This window comes from Flavonifractor plautii ATCC 29863 (assembly GCF_000239295.1).
Taxonomy (GTDB): Bacteria; Bacillota; Clostridia; order Oscillospirales; family Oscillospiraceae; genus Flavonifractor; species Flavonifractor plautii.
The window spans coordinates 1-25,550 of sequence record NZ_JH417780.1 but is presented as its reverse complement, the minus strand read 5'-3'; the positions used below and the strand labels follow the sequence as shown (position 1 = coordinate 25,550).

The 25,550-nt window shown below is 61.7% G+C and carries 23 protein-coding genes, 3 tRNA genes and 1 riboswitch; of the genes, 8 read left to right on the top strand and 18 right to left on the bottom strand.

Annotated features, from left to right (window positions below; genetic code table 11):
* Window positions 1-75: 75 nt before the first annotated feature.
* The 12 genes from HMPREF0372_RS09910 to HMPREF0372_RS09855 all read right to left on the bottom strand — a co-directional run bounded on the left by HMPREF0372_RS09910 (window position 76) and on the right by HMPREF0372_RS09855 (window position 11,713).
* On the bottom strand, window positions 76-1,284 hold the full coding sequence (locus HMPREF0372_RS09910; protein WP_007491704.1) for a MalY/PatB family protein: 1,209 nt from the start codon (window positions 1,282-1,284) through the stop codon (window positions 76-78).
* Entirely contained in the window at window positions 1,274-2,653 is a 1,380-nt protein-coding gene (locus tag HMPREF0372_RS09905) for a Na+/H+ antiporter NhaC family protein (RefSeq protein WP_007491703.1), read from the bottom strand. Before HMPREF0372_RS09905 ends, HMPREF0372_RS09910 begins: the two co-directional genes overlap by 11 nt.
* Before the next feature lie 173 nt (window positions 2,654-2,826).
* Window positions 2,827-3,333, bottom strand: a complete 507-nt coding sequence (locus HMPREF0372_RS09900) for a MarR family winged helix-turn-helix transcriptional regulator (RefSeq protein ID WP_007491702.1) — start codon at window positions 3,331-3,333, stop codon at window positions 2,827-2,829.
* Window positions 3,334-3,409: 76 nt separating this feature from the next.
* On the bottom strand, window positions 3,410-5,101 hold the full coding sequence (leuA, locus tag HMPREF0372_RS09895; protein ID WP_007491701.1) for a 2-isopropylmalate synthase: 1,692 nt from the start codon (window positions 5,099-5,101) through the stop codon (window positions 3,410-3,412).
* A gap of 340 nt (window positions 5,102-5,441) precedes the next feature.
* Window positions 5,442-6,866, bottom strand: a complete 1,425-nt coding sequence (locus tag HMPREF0372_RS09890; protein ID WP_007491699.1) for a hypothetical protein — start codon at window positions 6,864-6,866, stop codon at window positions 5,442-5,444.
* A gap of 2 nt (window positions 6,867-6,868) precedes the next feature.
* On the bottom strand, window positions 6,869-7,612 hold the full coding sequence (locus tag HMPREF0372_RS09885) for an ATP-binding cassette domain-containing protein (RefSeq protein WP_007491695.1): 744 nt from the start codon (window positions 7,610-7,612) through the stop codon (window positions 6,869-6,871).
* Window positions 7,605-8,138 (bottom strand): hypothetical protein, encoded by a 534-nt coding sequence (locus tag HMPREF0372_RS09880; protein WP_007491693.1) that lies wholly within the window; start codon window positions 8,136-8,138, stop codon window positions 7,605-7,607. Before HMPREF0372_RS09880 ends, HMPREF0372_RS09885 begins: the two co-directional genes overlap by 8 nt.
* The gene (locus HMPREF0372_RS09875; protein WP_007491691.1) at window positions 8,128-8,958 is read right to left on the bottom strand and encodes a hypothetical protein; all 831 of its coding nucleotides are present in this window, start codon (window positions 8,956-8,958) and stop codon (window positions 8,128-8,130) included. The genes HMPREF0372_RS09880 and HMPREF0372_RS09875 overlap by 11 nt, the downstream gene beginning before the upstream one ends.
* Complete coding sequence (locus HMPREF0372_RS09870) at window positions 8,955-9,353, bottom strand: GntR family transcriptional regulator (protein ID WP_007491689.1); 399 nt, start codon at window positions 9,351-9,353, stop codon at window positions 8,955-8,957. Before HMPREF0372_RS09870 ends, HMPREF0372_RS09875 begins: the two co-directional genes overlap by 4 nt.
* Window positions 9,354-9,631: 278 nt before the next feature.
* On the bottom strand, window positions 9,632-10,285 hold the full coding sequence (locus HMPREF0372_RS09865) for an MBL fold metallo-hydrolase (RefSeq protein ID WP_007491685.1): 654 nt from the start codon (window positions 10,283-10,285) through the stop codon (window positions 9,632-9,634).
* Window positions 10,286-10,379: 94 nt separating this feature from the next.
* The gene (locus HMPREF0372_RS09860) at window positions 10,380-11,060 is read right to left on the bottom strand and encodes a winged helix-turn-helix domain-containing protein (protein ID WP_007491684.1); all 681 of its coding nucleotides are present in this window, start codon (window positions 11,058-11,060) and stop codon (window positions 10,380-10,382) included.
* 8 nt (window positions 11,061-11,068) lie between these two features.
* Window positions 11,069-11,713, bottom strand: coding sequence for an ECF transporter S component (locus HMPREF0372_RS09855; protein WP_007491682.1), 645 nt, complete (start codon window positions 11,711-11,713; stop codon window positions 11,069-11,071).
* Window positions 11,714-11,816: 103 nt separating this feature from the next.
* Window positions 11,817-11,933, bottom strand: a riboswitch (FMN riboswitch).
* Window positions 11,934-12,095: 162 nt separating this feature from the next.
* Between HMPREF0372_RS09855 and HMPREF0372_RS09850 the strand changes: the two genes are divergently transcribed.
* The gene (locus tag HMPREF0372_RS09850; RefSeq protein WP_007491681.1) at window positions 12,096-13,874 is read left to right on the top strand and encodes an ABC-F family ATP-binding cassette domain-containing protein; all 1,779 of its coding nucleotides are present in this window, start codon (window positions 12,096-12,098) and stop codon (window positions 13,872-13,874) included.
* A gap of 66 nt (window positions 13,875-13,940) precedes the next feature.
* Window positions 13,941-15,815 (top strand): family 10 glycosylhydrolase, encoded by a 1,875-nt coding sequence (locus HMPREF0372_RS09845; RefSeq protein WP_007491679.1) that lies wholly within the window; start codon window positions 13,941-13,943, stop codon window positions 15,813-15,815.
* 34 nt (window positions 15,816-15,849) lie between these two features.
* On the opposite strand, the gene HMPREF0372_RS21035 is transcribed toward HMPREF0372_RS09845, so the two are convergent.
* The 4 genes from HMPREF0372_RS21035 to HMPREF0372_RS09830 all read right to left on the bottom strand — a co-directional run bounded on the left by HMPREF0372_RS21035 (window position 15,850) and on the right by HMPREF0372_RS09830 (window position 19,667).
* Window positions 15,850-15,972 (bottom strand): hypothetical protein, encoded by a 123-nt coding sequence (locus tag HMPREF0372_RS21035; RefSeq protein WP_007491677.1) that lies wholly within the window; start codon window positions 15,970-15,972, stop codon window positions 15,850-15,852.
* Between the two features lie 56 nt (window positions 15,973-16,028).
* Complete coding sequence (locus HMPREF0372_RS09840; RefSeq protein ID WP_007491675.1) at window positions 16,029-17,165, bottom strand: YibE/F family protein; 1,137 nt, start codon at window positions 17,163-17,165, stop codon at window positions 16,029-16,031.
* An 85-nt stretch (window positions 17,166-17,250) separates the two neighbouring features.
* The gene (locus HMPREF0372_RS09835; protein ID WP_007491673.1) at window positions 17,251-19,113 is read right to left on the bottom strand and encodes a purple acid phosphatase family protein; all 1,863 of its coding nucleotides are present in this window, start codon (window positions 19,111-19,113) and stop codon (window positions 17,251-17,253) included.
* A gap of 173 nt (window positions 19,114-19,286) precedes the next feature.
* Entirely contained in the window at window positions 19,287-19,667 is a 381-nt protein-coding gene (locus HMPREF0372_RS09830) for a MerR family transcriptional regulator (RefSeq protein ID WP_007491671.1), read from the bottom strand.
* A 179-nt stretch (window positions 19,668-19,846) separates the two neighbouring features.
* On the opposite strand from HMPREF0372_RS09830, the gene HMPREF0372_RS09825 reads away from it, so the two are divergent.
* The 6 genes from HMPREF0372_RS09825 (at window position 19,847) to HMPREF0372_RS09800 (ending at window position 23,620) form a co-directional block, all read left to right on the top strand.
* Window positions 19,847-19,934: transfer RNA gene (locus HMPREF0372_RS09825), tRNA-Ser, on the top strand.
* Window positions 19,935-19,966: 32 nt separating this feature from the next.
* A tRNA-Ser gene (locus HMPREF0372_RS09820) sits at window positions 19,967-20,057 on the top strand.
* 479 nt (window positions 20,058-20,536) lie between these two features.
* Window positions 20,537-21,214, top strand: coding sequence for a TVP38/TMEM64 family protein (locus HMPREF0372_RS09815; protein ID WP_007491667.1), 678 nt, complete (start codon window positions 20,537-20,539; stop codon window positions 21,212-21,214).
* A gap of 83 nt (window positions 21,215-21,297) precedes the next feature.
* A complete protein-coding gene (locus HMPREF0372_RS09810) occupies window positions 21,298-21,951 on the top strand; it encodes a lysoplasmalogenase family protein (protein WP_138306918.1) in 654 nt (217 codons plus the stop codon).
* A 6-nt stretch (window positions 21,952-21,957) separates the two neighbouring features.
* Entirely contained in the window at window positions 21,958-22,635 is a 678-nt protein-coding gene (locus HMPREF0372_RS09805) for a TIGR01906 family membrane protein (protein WP_007491663.1), read from the top strand.
* A 151-nt stretch (window positions 22,636-22,786) separates the two neighbouring features.
* The gene (locus tag HMPREF0372_RS09800) at window positions 22,787-23,620 is read left to right on the top strand and encodes a hypothetical protein (protein WP_007491661.1); all 834 of its coding nucleotides are present in this window, start codon (window positions 22,787-22,789) and stop codon (window positions 23,618-23,620) included.
* Window positions 23,621-23,837: 217 nt separating this feature from the next.
* Here the strand turns inward: HMPREF0372_RS09800 and HMPREF0372_RS09795 are convergent, their stop codons facing one another.
* On the bottom strand, window positions 23,838-24,923 hold the full coding sequence (locus HMPREF0372_RS09795) for a DUF3048 domain-containing protein (protein WP_039997168.1): 1,086 nt from the start codon (window positions 24,921-24,923) through the stop codon (window positions 23,838-23,840).
* Window positions 24,924-25,366: 443 nt separating this feature from the next.
* Window positions 25,367-25,440: transfer RNA gene (locus HMPREF0372_RS09790), tRNA-Gly, on the bottom strand.
* Between the last annotated feature and the right edge of the window lie 110 nt (window positions 25,441-25,550).

Sequence of the window (25,550 nt, the reverse complement as noted above, 5' to 3'; positions counted from 1 at the left end):
CCTGTCGAAAAGACCTTTTCGACAGGCTGAGCGGCGCCGGCTCCATACGGGAACCGGCGCCGCCTCTTGTATCTATCAGGCGTTGAATACATACTTGTCCAGGCGGGCGAAGGCCTCCTGAACACGGGAGAGGGGGAGGGCAAGATTCATGCGGATGTGGCAAGGGCCGTGAAAACGGCGGCCATCCTGCCAAGCTACCCCTACATCAGAGCCAGCCTTTTGCAGCTCTTCAATGGTCTTCCCATGTGCTTCACACCATTTGGTGCAGTCGAGGAAAAGCATATAAGTGCCCTGAGGCTTGGTGACCTGAATACCTTTGTATTGCTCCCAAATGTGTTCGCAGGCGAAGTCCACATTATTCGCGAGTACCTGGTTCAACTCATCCACCCACTCGTAGCCCTCCGGCTTGTAGGCACCGATCAGGGCGTGCATGGAAAGTACGTTTATCTCGTTGTAGTGGCACAAGGAGCTCTCCTTATCCACCCGATCTCGGAGCCACTTGCTGTAGATGATGTGGTAAGACCCGATCAGGCCCGCCAGATTGAACGTCTTGGAGGGAGCATAGAGGGCCACTGTGTGCTCCTTGGCGTAGCTGTTGACCATCTGTGTGGGGATGTGCTTCTGACCGGGGCGGATGATATCAGACCAGATCTCGTCCGAGATAACATAGACACCATGCCGCTGGAAGATCTCCATGGCCTTCTCCAGCTCCCAACGCTCCCAGACCCGGCCTGTGGGGTTGTGGGGGGAGCAGAATAGTGCGGTGTGAATGTGGTTGGCCACGATCTTCTTCTCCATGTCCTCGAAGTCCATGCGCCAAATGCCTTGCTCGTCCTGAACCAGTGGAGAGAGGACGATGGAATACCCGGCATTGGTCAGACAGGATGTAAAGCCGCTGTAGGTGGGGGAGTGAACCAGCACGTTGTCACCCCTGGAGCAGAGTACATTGAGTGCGCTGACCACACCACCCAGCACGCCGTTTTCATAGCCGATGTGCTCCTTGGTTAGGCCAGTGACACCGTTGCGCTTCTCGTGCCACTGGACGATGGAATCATAGTATTTGTCGGTGGGAAAGAAGTACCCGAAGGAAGGGTGCTGAGCCCGGGCGATAATCGCCTCTGTGATGGTGGGGACCACAGGGAAGTTCATATCTGCCACCCACATGGGGATTATATCAAAGCCTTCCTTTGGCCTTGCGGGCGCAATGACATGGGCACCCACATTGTCATAGGCCGCTGCATCCTTTCCGCGGCGGTCCAATATGCTGGTGAAATCATACTTCATTTTGTAATCCTCCTTCGTCTTTTTTACGACCGATGCCAGTCAAAATTGCGGCCCAGTATACTACAATCAGGCCAATACAGAAAAAGTTGTAGGGAATAAAATTCAACATGGTAAAGTCATCGCCCACAACACCGGTTCCCATTGCAACCGCCAGTGCGGTCAAGGTGTTGACGCCGTGGGGAACCATCCAGGAGATGCCGCTGGCAAAGCCCGCGATATAGTTGGCGGCGCGGGTTCGGGCAATATGGAAGGGCTTCATGATGTTGCGGACGATGGGGCTGATAAAGGCGATCGTGGACATACCGCTGCCAATGATCGCACAGAAAATACAGGTGAACACCCCGGAAACCGTTTCCGCCATTCTGGGGGTCTTGGCGTGTCTGACCATAAAGGTCTGGAAACTGTCCAGCACGCCCACCTCCTCAGTCAGTGCGAGTACTACGAAGATCAGGGCCATAAAGACTAAAACATCCATCAGGCTGAGGGTACCGGAGGCCAATAGGCCGTCAGCGGCAAAGATGCTCGCCACGTCCGAATAGCCCAGGATCAGCAACAGGATGATGCCCAGCAGATCGCCTACCACAAGGGCTACCAAGAAGTTTGTCTTGCGCAGGATGAGTACGGCCACCAGGATGGGAATGATGATAAAGATAAGGCCCAGGGAGGAGGAACTGTCCACACTTAGGGAGGCCAGATCAACCCCCTTGGTTGTTGCAAGACCAAATACAAAGAACAGGATGAGGGCGGGTATCCCTGCGGCCAGACTGTACCAGACACGGGTGCGCACCGCGGCGATGATATCCACCTCCTGTCCGATGGAGGAGGTGATGGTCACGTCGGAAATGGGGGAGAGGTTATTACCGAACTCGGAGCCGGAACAGATGGCACCCAGGACTAGGCCGGCGGGACAGCCCATCTGCACACCCATTGGGAACAGCATGGGCATCGTGGCCAAGAGGGCGGCCGCCGAGCTGCCCGTCACAGTGGACATTACCGCACACAGTACGAAGGTCACGCAGGGGATAATGGCAGGTGGGATATTGACCAGACTCACAAGATAGACCAGGCCATCCACCAGGTGGGCGGCCGTTAGGATCTGTGACAGGATACCGGCCGCAATGAAAATGGGAAATAGCATGGTGAAGGACGGATTAGCAAAGCCTTTCATAACTGCTTTCGCATAGCGGTTTTTATCCTTAAACACGAGCAGACCAATGACCATGGCCATGAAGCCTGCTCCCCAGAAGTTTCGTAGGGAACTCATTCCGGTAAAGCAGAGGACAACGATTGCTGCGATCATTCCCAGCAGTGGAAGTATCCCGCCGACCTTCCCTCCATAGGTTTCTGCGTACTTTTTTTCAGCTTCCATTTGACATCTCCCTCTCTTGGTAATTTGCTAAATCCTTAATAATTAAGCATCTTTATAATATGACAAATAAGAAATAAGTCAAGAAAATTTTTATATATTTTAGATACTTCTTTATAGTGAATAAATATTTGCCTTTTGTTTTGTGGATTATCCACAACAAAGAAGCCGGGCGGTCATACCCCCGGCTTCTTTTGTGTCAATCCTAAATAATCCCGGCTCCGCCTCACATCATCCTGATATGCCTCGTTCAGTTTCCGCTGTACCATCAGATGGTGTTCCAACTCCTCGGGAGAAAAATTGCTCAACAATTGAAAGGTGGCCTCCTGACAGGACTGGTTGAAAGCTGTGTGCGCCTGGTAGACCTGTTTGCCGCTCTCGGTCAGGTATAGATTATAAATCCGGTTGTTCTCTGCGTTGCGTACCTGCTCCACCCAGCCCTTGGCCCGCAGCTTGCGCACGATCTGGGAGCAGGCGCTGGGAGTCTTTTTCAGAATGGCGGCCAGCTCGGTGACGGTGATCTCCGGGTGCTCACCGATGAGGTCGATGATATGGGCCTCCGACTGATAGAGAATGTGAGCCCCGTAACGGTGGGGGAGGGAGTCGTATTCATACATCAGGTCATAGGCCTCGTCCTGGGCCGCCCAGATTTGCCCGAGCAGAGCCTCCCGCTGCTGTTCCATAGTCCGCGTCCTCTTTTCTGTCAAACTGTTCCTATTATAGCTGGTTTAGGCCGGGGATGCAAGACGGGACGGGCGTTCATTTGCCGTCGTGGTTGACGGCCCGGTTAATGGCGGAGAGGATGCCCTTGAGGGGGGCCAGGTTGATGTTATGGCTCATGCCCACGCCGAACCAGTCCCTGCCGTTCTCGTCCTGGAGGTGGATGTAGGCCACAGCCTGGGAGTCAGAGCCCTGCTTGACGGCGTGCTCCTTGTAGTCGATGAAGGTGAAGCGGTCCATCTTCTGGCCGTGGATGGCGTTGAAGAAGGCGTCAATGGGGCCGTTGCCGGAGCCCTGGACCTGGAACACGGTGTCGGTGTGGCGGATGGCGCCGGCGAAGGTGACGTGGGAGTGGCCCTCCTCGTCGGTAAACTCGGCGAAGGAGTGCTGCACCAGCTGATAGGGCTTCACCGCGTCGATGTAATGGGCCTTGAACAGGTCGTAAATGGCGTTGGGCTTCAGCTCCTTGCCCACCCAGTCGGTCTCCACCTGGACGATGTGGCCGAACTCCGGGTGCATGGCCTTGGGGAGATCGAAGCCGAAGGAGTGCTGCATGACGAAGGCGGAGCCGCCCTTGCCCGACTGGGAGTTGATGCGGATGATGGGCTCGTACTGGCGGCCCACGTCGGCGGGATCGATGGGCAGATAGGGCACCTCCCAGTACTCGGTGCCGCTCTCCTCCATGTAGCGGGTGCCCTTGTTGATGGCGTCCTGGTGGGAGCCGGAGAAGGCGGTGAACACCAGCTCACCCACATAGGGCTGCCGCTCGCCGATCTTCATCTTGGTGACCCGCTCGTACACGTCGCGGATTTTATTGATGTCGGAGAAGTCCAGCTTGGGGTCCACGCCCTGGGTGTAGAGGTTGAGGGCCAGGGTCACCATGTCCACGTTGCCGGTGCGCTCGCCGTTGCCGAACAGGGTGGCCTCCACCCGCTCGGCCCCGGCCAGCAGGCCCAGTTCAGCGGTAGCCACGCCCTCGCCCCGGTCGTTGTGGGGGTGCAGGGAGATAATGGCGCGGTCCCGGCCGGGCAGCCTGGAGATAAAGTACTCAATTTCGTCAGCGAAGTAGTTGGGCATACAGTTCTCCACGGTGGTGGGGAGGTTGAGGATCACCTTGCGCTCCGGCGTGGCACCGATGGCCTCGATCACCGCCTGGCAGATCTCTACGGCGGCGTCCATCTCGGTGCCCATGAAGGACTCCGGGGAGTACTCGTACCGCAGATCCATCCCCGCGTCGAGGGCGGGCTGGCTCAGCTCCCGGATGAGCCGGGCGGCGTCCACGGCGATCTTTTTTACGCCCTCCACGTCGGTGTGGAAGACCACCTTCTGCTGGAGGGTGGAGGTGGAGTTGTAGAAGTGGAAGATCACATGCTTGGCCCCGTCAATGGCCTCGAAGGTGCGGCGGATGAGGTGCTCTCTGGCCTGTACCAGCACCTGAATGGTCACGTCGTCGGGGATGTGTCCACCCTCGATCAGGGTGCGGATGAACTCGTACTCCGTCTCGGAGGCGGAGGGGAACCCCACCTCGATCTCCTTGACGCCGATGTCCACCAGGGTGTGAAACAGCTCCAGCTTCTCCCGGACGTTCATGGGGTCAATGAGGGCCTGGTTGCCGTCCCGCAGATCCACCGAGCACCAGACGGGGGGCGCTTTCAGCTCCCTGTCGGGCCAGGCGCGGCGGGCCATCTTGAGGGGGACGAAGGGGATGTACTTCTCGTGTGCGGGCTTCATAACAATTCCTCCTGTTTACTGGGGCCAGGGTACGAAAAAACGCCCCTGACCAAATTCCTGGTCAGGGGCGTAAAATTTACGCGGTACCACCCTGCTTCCGCCCATTGTCACCAAGGGGCGCTCATGGCCTCCAACAAGGCCGCGGCCGGTAACGTGGCCGTGACGGCCCGCCCTACTGCCTGGGGTTCGGACGGGCGGCTCCGGGCTCAGTATCCGCGCGCTTCCCCGCGCCGGTTCGCACCGACCACCGGTTCTCTGAGCGGGACGGGACGCGCCTTCTTCCCATCATTGCCTGTTTGGGATGTAATTGCACTTATTTTAGCCGGGGAAAGGGAATTTGTCAAGAGGCAGTTTCCGTGCCGGGGAGGGAGGGCTCCAGCGCGATGGAGCGGCAGCTTCCGTCCTGCCAGGAGCCCCAGGGGTAGCAGTCCGGGGGGTGGTTGCCGTACAGGCTGGAGGTGTAGCCCCCCAGGTATTCCAGGCCGTCGGCGGTGTAGACTGCCAGGAAATATTCCGATTTCGTGCTCGGACAAGGGCCAGTGATGGCCAGCCGGGTTCCGTCATAGCACAGGCTGAGCCTGGAGGAAGGGGTGCTCAGGGGGCAGCCCAGGGAGGACTGGAGGGAGGTGTCCGCCGTAAAGTCCACCACCCATGCGCCGCTCCGACGGTTGAGCACGGCCAGAAAGTCGCCCGCGGACAGGAGGCAGAAAGAGCCGTCAGACTGTGGGAACACCTGTGGGTGGGGCGCGCCCTCCGCCGCGGGAAAGAGCTCCTGGGTGGCAACAGGGGTGAGTGTGTCTACGTCCAGCAGGGTGAGAAGAAACGCGCCCTTCTCCTCGGTGAGAAGAAAGAGGGTACCGTCCCCATCCGACCAGAAGGCCATGGCCCGGCCTCCGTTGGGGATGGAGTAGACGGTCTCCAGGTCGCCGCCGGGGGAGAGGCGGTAGATCCCCCAGCCGCCGGGAATTCCGCTGCCGTCCAGAGCCTTGGCCATGGAGCCGCCGGCGCAGAGGGCAAACAGGACGCCTTCCCCGGTGCTCACGCAGTCCGCCTGAAGGGTGAGCAGGCTGCTGTCCAATGTGAGAAAGCAGGCGCTCAGCAACTGGCCGGAGGCGTCCGGGGTCATGCTGATCTCCATGGCAAGCCCTTCGGGCACCGGAATGGGAAAATAGGCGCGAAAACGGCGGGTCAGCTCCTCCGCGTTGATGGAGGTATCGTACTGGGAAGTTCCAAACTCACGGTCAGCCGCCCAGGCTGTGTACACGAGACGATCCACAGAGAGGGGGAAATCGGTCAGATAATCGGCCAGTTGGATCTCACGTTTAATACTGATGAGACCATTGTGTTCGGTATAGGTCTCGTCTCCGGGCAGGGGAGAGGTCTGGGCGGAGAGCTCCGCCCACAGCGCCCGCAGCCCGGCGGAGGGACTGTCCGGCGCAATATCCAGGAAATTCAGGCCGGGAGAGAGCTCCAGCACATCCTCGTCCAGCTCAATGATCCAGCTCTGCTTCTGGCCGGAGTAGGAAAAGCGGGTTTCGGCCTCCTCCGGCGCGGCGGCGGGAAAGGTGCTGTGCCAGAACAGGTGATAGCCGCAGGTGGACACCCAGGTGAGCTCCACACCGTCGGCGGCCGTGGGATCTCCGGCCAGTGGCTCCGTCCGGTAGGATACCGTCTCCCGGCGGCCCTGCACGGCGGCGCAGGCCCCCGCCAGCAGGCCGGCGGACAGAGCGACCAGGAGGAGAAAGAGCAGCAGAGATTTCCGCATGGCTATTCCTCCCCTCTGCCGTCCATCCGCTCCAGCGCCTGGAGCACCCGGCCGGGCTCATAGCCGCAGGCCGACCGGACATAGTCCATCAGGCTCTGGCTCCGCTCCTCCAGCGCGGCGGTGGTCACGTCCCCGGCAATCCGCCCCGACCGGAGGAGCACCGCCCGGCTGATGAAGTGCTGCACCTCCTCCAGCAGATGGGTGGACAGGAGGATGGTCTCGGTGGGCTCCAGGATGCCCAGCAGCACCTTGTAGAAATCCTCGCGGTTGAACACGTCGTTGCCGGCAAAGGGCTCGTCCATAAGAATGTAGTCCGCCCCCTGGCACAGGGCCAGAATCACCTCAAACTGGTTCTTCTGCCCGGTGGAGAAGCCGCGCAGGGCCCGCTTTTCCGGCAGGCGGAAGAAGTCCATCAGCATCTGGAAGCGGCCGGCCCGGAAGGCGGGGAAGTGTTCGGCGCAGAAGTCCCGGTGCCCGGCGGCAGTGAGGCCGGGGAAGAAGGAATGCTCACAAGTGGCGAAGGAGAGGCGGGCGATGTTTTTGGGGGTGATGGGCTGCCCGTCCAGAGTAACCGACCCGAACCCGTACCGGAGCAGGCCCAGAATGCACTTGAGCAGGGTGGTCTTGCCCGCGCCGTTGGGGCCGAAGATACCCACGATCTCCCCGGGCCCCACGGACAGGCTCACATCCTCCAGGGCCTGCTGACAGCCCCGGTACTTTTTGGATACATGGCTCACTTCAAGCATGGTTGCCTCCAATCCAGCCCAGCGGCAGGCCTCCCCAGGGCTCCGGGGGCAGGTGGCCCGCAGGTGTCAGGTGGTAATAGCACAGTGCGCACAGCAGGATGACGGCGGCCGTCAGTGCCGCGCCCAGCAGCAGGGCCAGGGCGGGGGCGGACAGGCAGCGCCGCCACAGCTCTCCGAACTGGGGGAGCAGCCGCATCCGGTAGATGCTCCGGCCGCCCTGGTAGTGGCAGAGAAAATGGTAGACGGCCACCCCGGCCAGGGAGAGGGCCAGCGCCAGAAAACAGAGCAGCGGCCCATAGAGCAGGCTGGGAAAGGGGGGCACCAGGGTGCCGGGCAGGAGCACCCGCACCATCGCGCCGTCCGGCCCCATGGTGCCGTTGTAGCCGTAGAGGGCCCGGCGGGCCGGGAGGTACTGGCACAGGAAGAGCACCAGTCCGGCACCGGCGGACAGGAGAAGGCCCGTCCAAAGCAGAAACCGCTCCTGCTTCCAGGGGATGCCGAGGGGAAACCAGGACTCATTCTTCATAGGGATCCCTCCTCAAAATCTGGCAGAGGGAGGCGGCCAGGGCGCACAGGCTGACAAAGAGCAGGACGGGCCCCAGGACAGAGGGCAGACCGTCCGCGGAGTAGAAAATGCCGTCGTAGAGATAGGGGCGGAGGAACTCCGCCGGCCCGCCGAATTCAAAGGAGCCCATGGGCAGGGGAAAGCAGAGGGCGGAGAGCGCCGCCAGGGGCAGAATGGCGAAGGCCCGGCGGCCCATGCGCCGCTGGAAGGAGAAGCTGGCCGCCGCCGTCCCCAGGGCGGCGCACATGGACAGGTTGCGCACCCAGAGGAGACAGTCGTCCAGGGGCAGCAGGCTGTGGAGATAGGGGTCGCGGTAGCAGGCCAGGAACAGAGCCTGGGGGCCGGAGAACTCCGGTGCCAGACGGGGGAGGGCGGCGGCGCAGAGAGCCAGCAGGGTGCCCAGGTGGGCCGCCCAGAAGAACAACAGGCAGAAAAAGCCGTAGCCGGCCCACAGCAGGGTGAGGGCCCTGTGCCCCACTGACAGTCGCCGCAGGGTATAGCTCACCCGGGAGGAACCCTCCCACCCCAGAAAGGCCAGCACGGCGCACACCAGCACCAGCCCGATACGGAAGCACCAGGACAGGGGATATTGCATCAGCAGGCCCTCCAGGCCCATGGGGTTGGAGTATTCGTAGTAAGCGGTGCGGACGGTGTCCTGCCAGCCGGACAGGGCAGCCAGGAAGAGCCCCGCCTCCGTCAGACAGGAGGCCAGAGTAATCCCCGCAGCTTTCCAGAGGGTGCTCCGCGCGGCCAGCATGAGCAGGGATGCGATACGCTTCATGGCTTCTCCTCCTCCAGTTCCGGGCTGTCCCACAGCCGGTCGATGAGCGCCTCCGCCTCTGGTCGGGTGAGGCCCATCTGCCGCAGGGAGCGGACCAGGGCGGCGGCCTCCCGCTCCATCAGGCGGGTGCGGACGGCGGCCACAGCCGCCTCGTCCAGGGTAAATTCGCTCTTGGCCCCCGAGCGGGAGGTGATGAGCCCCGCCTCCTCCAGCATACGGCAGGCCTTCTGCACGGTGTTGGGGTTGACCCCCAGTTGGGCGGAGAGCACCCGTCGGGAGGGAAGCCCGTCTCCGTCCCGGATGGTTCCGGCCGCGATGCCCTGCTCTAGATAGCGGATGATCTGCTGGTAGATGGGGCTTCCGTCCTCCAGGCGGAAGCCGGAGAAGGAAAGCATGGCCGGACACCCCCCTTTTTGTATACTGTATTATAGAACTAATACAGTTTATAACTGTATTATACAAGTAATACGGATGTAAGTCAAGATGGAACTGCGTCTTCTGCCGGGGCTTCCGCTGTGGCAGACGAAAAAGCAATACCGCGGGCGGAATACGCCGGGCCGCGGTGCCCACTCTGTTTTCTGTCGTGGCTGGTGTGGACGACATCCTCTTGGATGAGGGCACCGGCTGTGGCCAAAAGAGAGCGCCTCCGCCCGATGGGCGGAGGCGCTCTGGGTTAAGGCGCGGTCTGTACTGGGTCGAGGAGGAAAAACTGGGTGCCGTCGCTTCCGGCCACCAGAGCGCCCAGGGGGAGCTCCCCTTCGGCCTCACTGGCCACCGCCGCCACCGCATCTTCCAGATCGCTGGTGAACTGGAGGGAGGTGTCGCCGTAGTCCACCTGGAGGGAGAGCGTCTGTGCGGCGTCGTCGGTCTCCACTACCGTCACCTGGGCGTCCCCCAGGGGAAATACCGTACCGGCCTCCGGGACGGCGGGGGAGAGGCCCTGGGCCTCGGTATAGCGCCGGAAATCCGCAAATACCGGGCTGCCGGCATCCTCCACCGGGGAGAGTACCTGCCCCACGGCGCAGGTGTAAAGGGGGCCGGAAAGGCCGCCCATATGGGTCTCATCCGCAGACGTACACACCACATAGTCGAGGTAGGTGATCCCCTGCTGGCTCAGGTAACCGGCCACCTGGCTGCCCCGCTCGGCGCTGCCGCCGTCAATGAGCATGGCCTGTCCGCCGCACAGGAGCAGGGCGGAGCTGGTCTGCCCCGGGTCGATGAAGTGGATGGACAGTCCGGCGCTGTCTCCGGCGGCTGTGCTTTGGCAGCCGGACAGGGCGGCGGCCAGGAGAAGGACGGCGAGGATCGGGAATGTGCGCTGTTTCATAAAGGCTCCTTCAAAATGAGATAGCGCCTTAGGATACCATATTTTTTCCCATTTGCCAAGAGCTTTTGTCCCAGCGGCTGCACAGAGAGGCGGCTCAGCCGGGATTGAACTGATAGCCGAGCCCGGCAACGGTGCGGATAAAGTCGTGCCCGCCCGCATGGGGGCGGAGCCGCCTCCGGATCTGAAACACGGTGTTCTCCACGGCGTGGAGGCAGTGGTTGGACGGCGCGCACCAAACGGCCTCATAGATCTGCTCTTTTGTGATCGGAACGTCCGGGTGGGTATAGAGCAGGTAGAGGACACCAAACTCCTTTTCAGACAGGGGGATTGCCTGCATCCCTACCACCGCCCGTCGTCCTGCGGGCTCCATGGACAGCCGGGGGGAGCCGGGGGAAATCCCCCAAAAGGACTGGGCGGAGAGGCAATCCAGCCGGAGCTGTGCCGACAGCAGGGGCAGGTTGTCAAAGGGCTGACAGCGGCGGAGCCTTTGGCGGAGGCGCAGCTCCACCGCCTCCCCGCAGGGCGCTTCCCCACCGTGAAAGAAGAGAAGCTCAATGGAGGGCGCGCCGCCGCCGGGCGCGATATGCGCCAGGCCGCAGAGGCGGCGGCCGCCCAGAAGGATCTCCGCGGCGTAGACGCCGGGTTCCGGCGCCGCCTGTCCCCGGTGCAGGCGCAGGCCCGCGGCGGGCAGCCCCGCCAGCCGTCCCAGCCCGGCGCCGGGCACGGCGGTTCCGTACAGGGGGATGAAGGGGGCGTCCCCGTTTGCCTTGTCCATGGGCCGCCTCAGAGAAGTCCGTTTCTGGCCAGGAGAATGAGGACGCAGGTGGCCACCAGAACGGCGGCCAGAAGCAATAGCCCGACGGGCCTGCGCGCCGCCGGTCCGGACGGCGCGTCAATCAGTCCGCTTTTCCGCAGAGAGGAGACCACTGGCTTGTAGAGCAGGAAGGTGATGCCCGCATTGAGTCCGCTCTTGAGCAGATTGAAGGGGAGAAAGGCGGGGAGCAGCAGCTCCGCAACCGCCTCCCGGGGGTATCCCATGTAGAGGGGCGTAATGAGGTAATTCCACAGCAGCATGGCGCTGACCATCACCGCGCATCCGGCGGCCAACCCGGCGACAGCCCCGGCCAGCGTGCGCTTTTTCCGGTAGATGGCGGAGGCGGTACAGGCAAAGGCGCAGGTGGACAGAATGTTCATGATACAGCCCAGAATGCCCGTGTCGCTGACGGTGAACATCTCCAGAACGGAGACGAGAACCGAGACAAGGCAGGCGGTCATCGGCCCCCAGATCAGGCCGCCGAGGGTGATGACCACGTCCTTCGGATCGTACTTCAAAAAGAGCACGACCGGCACGCGGCCGACGACCATGACCACATAGGCGAGCGCGCACAGCATGGCGATGGTGGTAATCCTCTTTGCTTTGACATTCATACTTCCGTTCCCTCCTAAAAAATCACACCGAAAAGGGGATGCCTTTCCGGTGCGAAAAAGAGGAATCGGCCGCAGAACGGCGGGGCCGTCCTGCGGAAACCGATGGTATCTTCTTTCATCCAGACTGTCACTGTTGGTTTTGGAATTGCACCAAATCATGCGTATCACGCGCGCGGACTGTACCGCCAATCGGGAATTTCACCCTGCCCTGAAGACATCTCGATTCAGTTGTGCCCCCAGTATACGGCATCCCCGAGCGGTTGGCAATCCCCGCGGGACATTTCGGAAGCAATTCGGAAACAGGCCCCGGCCGGAGGGGGCTTTCTTTTTTTCGCAGATTCCGCTATACTGGGAGATAACTTGACAAAAGCGAGGGACGTTCATGCTGCTTTCTGCGGAACAACTGACCAAGAGCTACGGCGACCGTGTCCTGCTGGACGGGGTGTCCTTTTATCTGGAGCGGGGGGACAAGGTGGGGATCATCGGCGTCAACGGCGCCGGCAAGTCCACCCTCCTCCGCCTGCTGGCGGGGGCGGAGGAGCCGGACGGGGGGACGGTACGCCTGGACCCCGGCGTGCGGATGGAGTACCTGCCCCAGAACCCGGTGTTTCAGGGGGAGCGCACCGTACTGGAGCAGGTGCTGCTGGGGCTGAATGACGCCGACCGCTCTCTGGCGGAGTATGAGGCCAGAACCATCCTCAACCGTCTGGGAGTATCCCGGTTCGAGCAGAGCGTGGGAAACCTCTCCGGCGGGGAGCGCCGCCGGGTGGCCCTGGCGGCGGTGCTGGCCCGCCCCTGCGACGTGCTGATTCTGGACGAGCCAACCAACCACCTGGACAACGACATGGTGCTCTGGCTGGAAGACTATCTGCGCGCCTGGAAGGGGGCGCTGGTCATGGTGACCCACGACCGGTATTTTCTGGAGCGCATCGTGGGCCGCATGGCGGAGGTGGAGGACGGCCGCCTGTTCACCCACGAGGGCAACTACGACAAGTATCTGGAGCGCAAGGCCGCCCGGCTGGAGAGCGAGCGGGCCAGCGAGCGCAAGCGGCAGGCCATCCTGCGGCGGGAGTACCAGTGGGTGATGCAGGGGCCTACCGCCCGGGGGACCAAGAGCCGGGAGCGGCTGGAGCGCTACGAGGCCCTGAAGGCCCAGAGCGGCCCGGCGGAAAAAAGTACCTTGGAACTAAACGCGCGGGCCAGCCGTCTAGGTAAGAAGACCATCGAGTGCAGAGGCGTGACCAAGGGCTTCGGCGGACGCACCGTGGTGCGGGACTTCGACTGCATGCTCCTGCGGGACGACCGCATCGGCATTGTGGGGGCCAACGGCAGCGGCAAGTCCACCCTCCTCAACCTGCTGGCCGGGGAGCTGGCCCCCGACGCCGGGGCGGTCGAGACGGGGGAGACCGTCCGCGTCGGCTACTTCCGCCAGGAGGTGCCCGATATGGACGTGGATACCCGGGTGATCGACTATGTGAAGGAGATCGGCAACCGCATCGAGACGGGGGAGGGAATGCTCACCGCCTCCCAGCTGCTGGAGCAGTTCCTCTTTCCGGTAGAGGCGCAGTGGAGCCCCATCCGCAAGCTATCCGGCGGCGAGAAGCGGCGGCTCTTCCTGCTGTCCGTCCTGGCCGCCGCCCCCAACGTGCTGCTGCTGGACGAGCCAACCAACGATCTGGATATTCAGACACTCAGCGTGCTGGAGGACTATCTGGACTCCTTTCCGGGGGCGGTGGTGGCGGTATCCCACGACCGCTATTTCCTGGACCGGGTGGTGCGGCGGGTGTTCGCCGTAGAGGGGGACGGAAGCGTCCGGGGTTATCCCGGCGGGTATACGGAGTATCTGGAGGCCCGGCGGGCCGCTGGACAGCCGGCCAGATCCCCCAAGCCCGCCGAACCCAAGGCAGCGCGCCCCCAGGGGGCCAAAAAGCTGAAATTCAGCTACAAGGAGCAGCGGGAATTTGAGACCATTGACGCCGACATCGCCGCCCTGGAGGCCGAGCTGGCCCAGGTGCAGGCCGAGCAGGAGGAGAAGGCCACCGACTATGTGGCCCTCCAGTCCCTCCAGGAGCGGCAGGCTGAGCTGGAGGCGGCCCTGGAGGAGAAAATGGAGCGCTGGGTCTACCTCAACGATCTGGCGGAGCAGATTTCCAATCAGTAGGGGGCGCAGGGCGCGCCCGCCATTCCGAGAGCAGATTTACGAGACCAAATTCAAAGGAGCGACCTCATGACAAAATTCTGGAAACCCCTGTTGGCAATTGCACTCATCTGCGCGCTGGCGCTGGCGGGGCTGGGACTGGCGGCGCAGTCTCCCGCGGCGGCGGCCCAAGCGAAGCGGGCGGACGAGTTCCGGGCTGTTTGGGTGGCCACGGTGTACCGCCTGGACTACCCCAGTCAGGCTACTACAGATCCGGCGGTCCTCAAGCGGGACGCCGACGCGATTTTACAGGGGTGCGTGGACATGGGCATGAACGCCGTGATCCTTCAGGTGCGGCCCTCCGCCGACGCCCTCTATCCCTCCGAGCTGTACCCGTGGAGCAAATATCTCACCGGCGCCCAGGGAACCGCCCCCAGAAACGGCTTTGATCCGCTGGCCTACTGGGTGGAGCGGGCCCACGCCCTGGGGCTGGAGCTCCACGCCTGGATCAATCCCTTCCGCATCACCAAGGGGGGCGCCGCGGAGTTCCAGGCCCTGACCGCCAACCACCCCGCAAAGCACCACCCCGACTGGGTGGTGGAGTACGAGGGCGACTACTACTTCAACCCCGGCCTGCCCGAGGTGCGGGAGTACATCGTGCGGGGGGCGGAGGAGCTGGCCCGCAAGTATGACATCGACGGCATCCACCTGGACGACTACTTCTACCCCGGCAGCGGCTTTGCCGACGGGGCCGCCTATGCCAAGTACGGCAAGGGCTTTTCCAACATCGGCGACTGGCGCCGGGACAATGTCAACCAGCTGGTCAAGACGCTGGGGGAGCGCATCCACGCCATTGATCCGGGGCTGTCCTACGGCATCAGCCCCTCCGGCGTGTGGGCGGACAAGAGCAGCCTGCCCCAAGGCTCCAACACCACCGGCGGCTATGAGAGCTACTACGCCTCCTACGCCGACAGCCGGAAATGGGTCAAGGAGGGGTGGATCGACTACATCTGCCCCCAGATCTACTGGTACATCGGCCACAAGAGCATGGACTACGCCGCGGTGGCCCGCTGGTGGGCGGATACGGTAAAGGGTACAGGTGTTTCCCTTTACATAGGAATGGCCGACTATCTGGCCGGCAACAGCGATCCCAAGAGCCCCTGGTACGGCACAGCGGCCATCGAGCGGCAGCTGGCCCTCAACGACACCCTGCCCCAGGTCGCGGGGGAGGTGCACTTCCGCTACCAGCTGATGGCGGAGAACCCGGAGCTGCTGGCGCTCTATGCGGAGGCCTATGGGGAGGAGGCGCAGGAGCCGGCGGAGCCGGCCTATCTGAACACCAGGGAGCACGACGCCTACATCCAGGGAAATGACGGCCGGTTCCGCCCGGAGGACTCCCTGAGCCGGGCCGAGGCGGTGGCTATGCTGGCCCGCCTCAGTGTAGACGAGCAAGGGAATCTGCTTTACAGTGGAGTGCCTGGTACCGGCGGCTTTTCCGATGTGAAGCGGGGGGACTGGTACGCCCCCTATGTGGCCTTTGCCAAGCGCTACGGCATCGCAAATGGCTATCTCGACGGCACCTTCCGGCCGGAGCAGCCGGTGAGCCGGGCCGAGCTGGTCAAGCTGATTGCCTCCTATTTTACGGTGGAGGGCGGTACGCCCCCGTTCCCCGATGTGCCGGGCGGCCACTGGGCGGCGGAGGTGGTCTCCTTTGCGGCGGAGGAGGGCTGGGTGTCGGGCTATCCGGACGGCACCTTCCGGCCCGACGCGCCGGTGAGCCGGGCGGAGGCGGTCAAGATCCTCAACCACGCCCTAGACCGCCGGGCGGGGGAGCGGGCCGCGGCCCTGCCCTTCACCGACGTGGAGAAGAGCCACTGGGCCTGCGATGAGATCCGGGAGGCGGCGGTCTCCCACACCTACCGCAAGAGCGGCGAGGGAGAGACATGGCTGACCTATGAGCGGTAATACAGGGAGGGCGCGCTGCGGCGCGCCCTCCCTGCTATTTGCGCCGCAGCAGGCGGCGCACGGGGCTGTCGGGATCGGACAGTCCCCGGAGAAAGGCCAGCGGGTTGGCACAGAACAGGGCGGCGCAGGCCGCCAGCCGCCGGAAAAAGGACTGCATAAAAATCACGCTCCCCGGCCCAGTATAGGGCGGGGAGCGTGTCGCATCCGGTCGCTTTATGCCGCGGGCGCAGCTTTGCGCCAGGTATAGAGCAGAACGGCTAAGGCCACGGTGACAGGGACGGCCAGGACGATGCCGAAGCTGCCGGACAGGCCCTGCATGATGGCGATGCCGATGTTGTTGGAGTTGATAATCTGCCGGTAGGGGAGGTTATAGGCGTAATCCAGCACCAGCATGGAGATGCTGCCGCCGGCAAAGGCGAGAATCAGGGTGTTGGAGTCGGTGCCCATCATGTCCCGCCCCACGTGCATCCCGGCCCGGAACAGCGCCCGGCGGGAGAGGGCGGGGTTCTGGACGTGAATTTCGGCGATGGCGCTGGCGATGGACATGGCCACATCCATCACCGCGCCCAGGCTGGAGATCAGCAAGCCGGAGAAGAGCAGGCCGCCCACCTGAATCCCGCTGGTGCTGGCCAGGGTGAGCAGGCTCTCGATGTCCGACACGTTCCAGCCCGTGATGCCGGTGGCCAGGCTGAACAGGGTGGCCGCCAGTCCGGCAATCACCACGCCCGCCACCGTGCCGCCGGCGGCCACCACGGTTTTCCGGGTGGGGCCGCCGATGAGGTACATCGTGACCAGCGTGGTGACGATACAGATGAGCACCGCCACCCAGAAGGGCGACCAACCGCGGTAGACCAGGGGCAGATAGACAAATAGAATGCAGAAGAAGGTGAACACCAGGCCGAGGGCGCCCTTGAGGCCCTGCTTTCCGCCCACCAGGCAGAGCACCAGCAGATAGGCTGCGGCGAAGGCGTAGATCACCCACTCCCGATCCTGGGAATAGATGCTGGTGATGGTGGAGTCCCCCGCCACGCTCTGCATGACCACCACCTTCATGCCCACGGTGCAGCCCGCGCCGAAGAGGAAGCCGGAGGCGCTGGTGGTCTCCAGCTCCTGACCGGCCCGGACGCCGGTGGTCATGCGTACCAGTACCCGCTGTTCGCCCACCCGGGAGCCGTCGGGCATGAGGTTGTCCTGGAGAATGTCCACGACCACGCCCTTCTCGAAGGTCTGTCCTTCCCGGTTGACCAGGGCCACCTTGTCCACCCGGTTGAGGGCGAAAACAGCGGCGAGAAATGCAGCCAGCAGCAACAGCGGAATGCCCCAGCGCAGAAAGCAGGATTTGATATTCAACAGCAGTCAGCCTTTCTCTCAGAATGGAGGCTCCCGGCAGCTATGCCGCCGGGAGCCTCGCAGTATCGGTGCCGGATGGGGCCGCTCAGGCGGCCGGAGTCACGCCCAGAGTGCCATAGAAGGAGGCGGGCAGGTAGTAGCTCCCGTTGGCCAGAACGGCGGGGGTGGTGACGCTCTTGCCGTCCACGGTCAGGGTGAGGGTCACGGCGCTGCCGCTGGCAGGGGTGCCGGCGGGCACGGCGTCGGCGTAGGCCGCGCCGGTGGTAATCACCACGCCGTTGTCCCAGCTCACATTGAACTGGTTGTCCTGGCCGGAGACCGCGGCGGCCACGTCCCGCAGGCGGTAGTAGGTCTCGCCGCCCTCAGTCAGGGTGGCGGCGCCGTCGGTCTTCTGGATGGTGAAGGTGTCGTCAATCGCCTCCACCTTGCCTTCGGCAGTGATCTGGTAGGTGGTGATGGAGAAGCTGTCGCTGTCCATGTCGATGACTGAGTAGCTGGGCAGCCAGTTCTGGCTGCGCTCGGCGATATAGTCCTGCTGGGTGGGGATCAGCTCGTAGAATTTGGAGCCGGAGGCCGAGTTGGCGGTCATGTAAAGGGTGCCCTTGGGATTGACCACGGTGTTTCCGGTGGTGTCCTCGATGGTGTAGCAGCCGTTGTCCGCCTGGAAGGCGTCGTGGAGGGCCGTGCTGGCGGTGTCGCCCTCCTCGGGGTACAGGGGGATTTTCTCGTCGGTCTGGGTGTTGAAGGCGTTGTCCCAGTCGTAGTCGCTGCCGTCCGCATTCAGACGGAACTCATAGGTGCCGTGGGTCTGGCCGTCGCCGTAGAGGAGCTTGGAGCGGCTGTAGGTGTGGTCGTGGCCCTGGAGCACCACATCGATGTCGTACTTGTCAAAGATGGGGGTGAGCTGTGTGCGGAGGATCATGCCGTCGGTGTCGGAGTGATCCAGACCGGTGCCGTAGATATCCTGGTGGATGGTGACCACGCGCCAGGCGGCGTCGGGAGCAGAGGCAATGGCCTCCTGGATGGTCTTCTCGTGCTCGGCTACATTGTAATTGTTGGTGTTGAGCACGATAAACAGGCCGGCGCCGTAAGAGTAGTAGTAGTCGCCGCCGGCCTGGGTCTTGCCGTTCTCGGTGGCGTTGGGGTTGTTGAAGTGGTAGGTGTAGTCGGGGTTCAGGGAGTCGTGGTTGCCGATGGTGGTGGCCACGGGCAGCCCGGCCAGCACGGCGGGGGAGAGGTAGCCCGCGTACTCCTCCTCCTTGGCCTGGCCGGTCTTATTGACCTGGTCGCCGGCGGAGATGATGAAGTTGACGCCGGGGTTCTGGGCAGTGGCGATCTCCAGGGTGCGGTTCCAGGCGAAGGCGTCGTTGCGGGCGGCGGTGTTGGCCGCGCCGGAGCCGGCCGTCAGGGCCTCGCCGTTCTGGGGCTGACCCTTGGAGGCGCCGATCTGGGGGTCGCCTACATAGAGCATCTTTACGGAGTCGAAGCTGCCGGTCTTGTACTCCTGTACCTCGCTCTGTACGCCGTTCTTCTCCACGGTATAGTAATAGGTGGTGTTGGCCTCCAGCCCGGTGACGGTGACATGGTTATAGTCGTAGGCCACGCCGTCGGTCAGGCTGTCGTCCACCTGGGCGGCCTTGCCAGTGAAGGCGGTCAGGTGGTCCTTGTCGGTGCCGAAGTGAACCACCGGCGTGGCGGCCTTGCCGCTCTCCGTCTTGCTGTACCAGGCGAAGTTGAGCTGGGTCTCGTCTGCGCCGGGGGTGAGGGATACCTTGGTGTAGTCGGCGGCTACGGTCTCCCACTCCTTGACCCAGTCCTGCCAGGCGGCAGAGCCTCCGGTGACGCTGCTGTCGTTATAATTGGCCGTGGCGGCCAGGGCCATGGGGCCGGCGCTCAGGACCAGCGCGCCGGTGAGGACGCCGGCCAGGACCTTGTTGCGTTTCTGCATGCTTTCCTACTTCCTTTGCAGTTTGGTTTTGGTTCCATGGAACCAGGGGGCAGTATAGCACCCGCCGCGCCAAGCTACAAGGCACCTTTCCAAAGCTTTCCCGAACCTTTACCGGGGCTTTACGTTTCTGCTCCCCGTGCAGCGGATAAAAAGAAGGGAGCGGTGTGCCTCCCTTACTCGCGGCGCAGCTTCTGTTCGGCGACAGCGACCGTCTGCTCGTAGCGGTCAATTTTGGAGTTAAGGCGCTCCAGCGTCTGCCGCATCTCCTCCATCCGCTCCAGCAGCAGCTCCCGCTGCTCAATGAGGATCTGTTTGCGGGCCTCGGTGGTATCCTCCCCCTGCTGAAACAGGGAAACATACTCGATCAGAGCCTCCACCTGGATACCGGCTCCCCGCATACACTTGGCAAACTCCACCCAGGCGCAGTCCTCCACGGTATAATCCCGGATGCCGCTCTTGCTGCGGTGAACGGTGGGAATCAGGCCGATGCGCTCGTAATACCGCAGGGTATCGGCTGAGAGGTTGTATTTACGGCTGACTTCGGCAATGGTCATAAGGTCATCTGCTCCTTCCGGCGGGCTGGCTCCCGCTGTTTGTTCGATTTTATCACCTGGACTCCGCTCCAAGTCAAGGCTGAGTTTGGAAAAAAAGCAGAAAAATATTGCAGGCGGCAGTTGACAATGTGCGAAAAGTGTGGTATCATCTTTTTTGCATTTGGCCGGAGACCGGACGTGGAGAGATGTCCGAGTGGTTGAAGGAACCGGTCTTGAAAACCGGCGATGTGGAAGCATCCGTGGGTTCGAATCCCACTCTCTCCGCCACATTTTTTTCAAATGTATCCTGTATTTGGCATGCAGAAGTACCCAAGTGGCCGAAGGGGCTCCCCTGCTAAGGGAGTAGGGCGGGAAACCGTCGCGAGGGTTCAAATCCCTCCTTCTGCGCCAAATCCCGAAGTCTTTACCGGTAAAGACTTCGGGATTTTTTATTCCCGCAAATCTTTGGCGCTGATATTGGGGGGGGCCGTACCCGCCGGCGAAAACTCCATACTCTATCGCGTCGGCCATTTGGCGGAGGAGAGTGACGGATCAGCCAAAATTAATATGTGAATTTTGTGTAAAGTTTATAATTGACGGCTTGCATTTTCCCCCAAGAGCGTATATACTAAAATTATCAATCAAAGAAAGGAGGCTGGTACAGTATGGTATGGTACAACAGCATCGGCGCTTCCGACGTGGATGACCTCATCTTTGGCAGCGACGACCAGGTGATTTACAGCGAGCGGTAAAGGGTCCTGAGGCAGAAACCACACCTATTGGTGTGGGTTTTTTGTTTTTATAAAGAAATCTTAAGGAATTTCCTCTGGCATAGAGAGCCAAAACGTGGTAGCCTATAGACAATTCGATTGGTGAGGCGACAGACCGACATGAAACGACATAAATGGCTGCTGACCCTGCTCCTGGCTGTGTTCCTGTTGGGCGGCGGGGCGTTCCTGCTTTGGCAGACGGGCTTTTTTTCCTCCGTTGGCTCGTTGGAGGAGATGCGAAATTATATAGAACGCTTTGCGCCCTATTCCCACCTGTTCTTTTTCCTGATTCAACTGCTCTCGGTGGTGATCGCACCCATTCCCAGCAACGTGACGGCGCTGGCTGGGGCGGTGCTCTTTGGAATGTGGCCCTCATTCCTGATGACCTGGTTGGCAGTGGCGGGCGGTTCCGTCCTTGTGTTCTGGCTGGCCCGTGTACTGGGGCAGCGGTTTGTGGAGCGGCTGGTCAACCAACGGGTGGCGGACAAGTACCTGGAGGTTATACGCAGGAAGCGGGATATCTTTTTGATCCTTGTCTTTCTCTTTCCCTTTTTCCCGGACGACCTGATCTGCATTCTGGCGGGGCTGACCGACATCCCGCTGCACCGCTTTTTCCTGATCGTACTGCTCACACGGCCCTGGGGCCTTCTGGTGGCCTGTGCGTTGGGCGGCTCGGTGCTCACAATTCCCGTGTGGGCGATGCTTCTGCTGGGAGCCGCCGGAGTGGCCGTCTTCGCCGTCTGCCTGAAATATGGAGACCGTTGGGAGGCCGCGCTTCTGGAGCGGTTCAAGCGGTAAATACACCGGACGGCGGGCCGTGCTTCTTGTCAAGCGCGGCCCGCCGTTGTATAATGCTTTTCATATGGGAGGGGGGACGGGATTTGGCGGGGCGCATAAAGGCCGGATGCTTCCTCGGGGCGGAAGCGGCGCTTTATCTCGGATTTCTGGCGCTGGATCTGCTCCGGCCGGGGAGCGGCTGGGCCCTCCTGCTGAAATACGGGGCGGTGGCTCTGTGCTTCTTGGCGGCCTTGGACCGGGCCGGAACGGAGGACGGGCGCCTAGTGTGCGCCGCGCTGGCCTTTACGCTGGCAGCGGATTGGTTTCTCCTGATCCTTGATTCCTTCTACCTGGCGGGGGTGGCCTGCTTCTGTGTGGTACAGGCGATTTACCTGCTGCGCCTGCACCGCTGGGGCGCTGGCCTGCTGTGGCCGCTGCGCGTGGGGCTGACGGTTGCGGCCCTGGCGGTTGCGGCGCTCCTGAGGGCGCTGGAGCCGCTGACGGCTGTGACCCTTTGTTATTTCGCGGAGCTGGCCTGCAACACGGTGTCCGCCCTGCGTCTGGGGCGACGGGGGCGGTGCTTCGGGCTGGGGCTGCTGCTCTTTGTGGGCTGTGACCTCTGCGTGGGCCTGCACAATCTGGCGGCCTTCCTGCCGGTGGTCGATACCGGACCGCTCTTTTCCTTTGCCCAGGTGGGCATGTGGCTCTTTTACCTGCCCTCTCAGGTGCTGATAACCCTTTCTGTGAGAAAGAAGTGACTGTAAATGCGTTCCTCCAAACTGGCCACAGCGGCTTTGACGGTCATTCTGGCCCTGCTGGTGCTCAGCGCATCCATTGCGGTGCCGATCCTGTTCCGGCCCTTTTACTATATACAGATCGATGCCCTCCGCCTGCCTGAGCGTACCGGATGGCCGGAGGAGGTCATACGGGAGGCCTACGACGAGGTGCTGGACTTCTGCGTTCTCGGAACGCCCTTTGGGACCGGAGAGCTGTCCTGGTCGGAGTCGGGGCGGAGCCACTTTGCAGATGTCCGGGTGCTCTTTCGGGCGGACTTTTTAGTTTTGGGCGTTACGGCTGTGTCTGCGGCGTTGCTCCTCCTCCTGAGGCGGCTGCACCGGCTGGAGTTTTACCGCCCAGCGGGCCGAGGACCGGGGTTTTGGGCGGGGGTGCTGGCCGCCGGTCTGGTACTGGCGGTGGGCGCCCTGGCGGCGCTGGACTTCAGCCGGGCCTTTACCGTCTTTCATGCGGTCTTTTTTCCCGGCAAAGACAACTGGCTGTTTAATCCTGCCACGGATGAAATCATTCTGATCATGCCGGAGCGCTTTTTCCTCAACTGCGCCCTCCTGATCGGGGCGGTACTGCTGTCCGCCTGCGGAGCGCTGATTGCAGGGGATCTGCTGTCTGCCCACAGAAGAAAGAAGAAGACAGTGTTGCCGCGCTGAGTGTCACGGCTTTGGGACCCGGGCCATAGAATGGCCTGGGTCCCTTTTTCATTCCGGCCCGCCGCTCCGCCTCCGCACCAAATGGGCGGTGGTTCATAGAATAGAGCGGGGAAGGAAGGGCCTTTTGAATATTCTGCTAGGAGGTATTGTAATGCCTGAGAAGGTCATGCCCGGTCCGGTGCAGGATACTGCCTGTATCCGCGAGGCCGTGTGCATACACACGAAGAAGATTTATGATTCTTGCAAAGACAAGGATTGTATCGAGGATTTGCGCTTTTACCCCACCCAGAACTGCCAGGCGGTAATCGACCGCGCCATCAGCATCAAGGCGGGCAAGGCGGAGCTGCTGTACGTGTACATTGATGTGGAACCCATCGGCTTTAACCGGGGCTTCTACACTGTGGATGTCCGCTACTACTACCGCGTGACTGCGGACGCGTTCATCGGCGCGGCCCGGCCTGTGGAGGTCTGCGGCCTGTGTGTCTTTGACAAGCGGGTGATTCTCTTCGGCAGCGAGGGCACCGCCAAGGTGTTCTCCTCCGAGGTGGCGTTTGAGGGGATGGATGAGCAGAACATCGGCAAAACCAACCTGCCCACCGCCGTGGTGGAGGCGGTAGACCCCATCGTGCTCAATATGAAGTTGGTGGACGTCTGCGAGTGCCGCCCCTGCGACTGTGAACTGACCGAAATCCCGCCGTGCATTTGCGCCTGCTTCGGCAGCGACCTGTGCTTCGGCAATGATGGAAAGCGGATCTATGTTACCCTGGGCCAGTTCTCGATCATCCGTCTGGAGCGGGACTCCCAGCTCCTGATGCCGGTATATGACTACTGTATGCCGGAGAAGGAGTGCACCTGCGGCGGCTGCGAGGACGATCCCTGCGAGATCTTCCGCCACGTGAAGTTCCCGGTCAACGAGTTCTTCCCGCCCAACAGCCCCGCGCCCATCCCGGAAACCTGCCGGGAGCTGAAGGGCTGCTGCGGCTGAACAAAAGCGGGCCCTCTGGAATGTTCCAGAGGGCCCGCGCAGCCCGTCGGAAAGTCCTTTCCGACGGGCTGCTGGACTTTTTGAAACTCTGAAAGCGTTTCAAAAAGTCGTTTGATCAAACATGAAAGGGAACCCTGGCGGTTCCTTTTCATACTATCCTTCCCTCCGAACGCTTTAGCAGGAGGGCTTATTGACCGCCTCAGCGGGCCCTCTGACTTTATTCAAAGGAGACCGCGCAATCCAGAGGGACAATGACAACATAGGTGCGCCCCACACCGAAGGAGATGGGGGAGCCGCTCAGGTCATAGTATTGGAGCTGGCCGTCGGGGAAGTCCTTGCTCCACGTGAGGTCAATGACCTTGCCGCCGCAGGCGAAGTAGCCCGTCCCGCCGCTGGACAGGTCCACAGTGATGTGGCCCAGACTGTCGCCGGTATAACGGCAGGCGGTCTTGAGGACTATCACATTGGTGACGGCCACCTGTTCACCGCTGTCGCCGTCTACATAGGGCTCTCCATACTCCTCCACCCGGTAGAGCCGGCTGTCGGGATCGTAGGTAAATACACCGGTTTTATAGTGGGAGACAGGGACGGTGATCCGCGGGGCCTCAGCGCCGCCGGCCGGGGTGCCATCCTCCACAAAGTTCATCTGACAGCGGTAGTCCTCCTCGTGCTCCAGACGGAGGCCGTAGGTGGGCAGACGCTCGATGATGGAGGTCCCGGTGGTGACGACGGTGTGCTCCAGACTGTAGCTCTTACGCCGCTCCGGGTCCCGCCACATCAGATTTCCGTTCTCGCTGTTGCTCATGTAGGGGCCATTGACTCCGTCGAGGGCGGTGACGCCCCACTGGCGGATTTTGGCGTAGGCATCCTCGCTGCCGCCGGCGTGAATGTAGATGGCATCGTGTCCCAGGGCCAGCTCCAGATAGTAGGGGCGGGCGGAGCGGATGGAGCCGATTTTCCCAACACCGTCCAAGGACTGGTAGACGGCCAGCATGCGGGTGATGCCGCCCTCGGCCGGTACTTCGTAGATCACGTCAGCTTGGGACTGACCAAGCTGGGGAAGGGCCTCTTTCAGATTGTTGAGCATGATGGCCACCGGGCGGCGGTTGACCCATTCTTTGCTCATAGGCAGGCCGCTTAAGGGGCTGACCGGTCCGTCGTAGGGGGTGGACTCCGGTGTGGGGGCCACAGTGGGAGAGGGCTCCTGGTGTGCCGGGGTGCCGGTGGGGGAGGGAAGCCTGCTCCCGCATGCGGAGAGGAGCAGAATGAGCGCCAGCACAGCTGGCAGAACTTTTTTTGCCATACCAAATTCCTCCATTGTCCTTATGCAGCTATGATACGCTTTTGGGGAGGCTCCGTCAAGATTTAATACTCCCGTAACGATTTTTGCATGCTTTTGTAACATGAAACGGGTATTCTACTCCTTGCAAGAGACAGAGTCTTTTTCATTGTATCCTCTTCTTTCCTATGAGAGCGGTCGGGTGTTGGAAGCAGACACCCGGCCTGCTCTTTTCTGAGGAAAAAAGTTACTGCAAGGGAGGGCGGAGGCTGCTTCGTTTGGGCAAAAGACCGGTGGACGCTTCGTGCGGCCGAGACGCAAAAAGAAGGACATCTTACAGATGTCCTTCTTTTTTGGAAGGGGCGGTTAAAATTGATATTTCCCCTTAATGAAACCGCCGCACAGCGGTGTGAGCTTGCTCTGACTTATAAAAAATCGGAGCAAGCGATACAAAGCTTGCTCCGATGTGGAGCAGGGTACGGGAGTCGAACCCGCCTTCTCGGCTTGGGAAGCCGATGCACTACCGATGTACTAACCCTGCAATTCAGTCGACTAAAAAAGTATAGCATATCTTTCCCGGTTTGGCAAGAGAATTTTACAGAGGAGAGGCAAAAATTATGTAGGACTACAATACATATTGGACATCTGAAT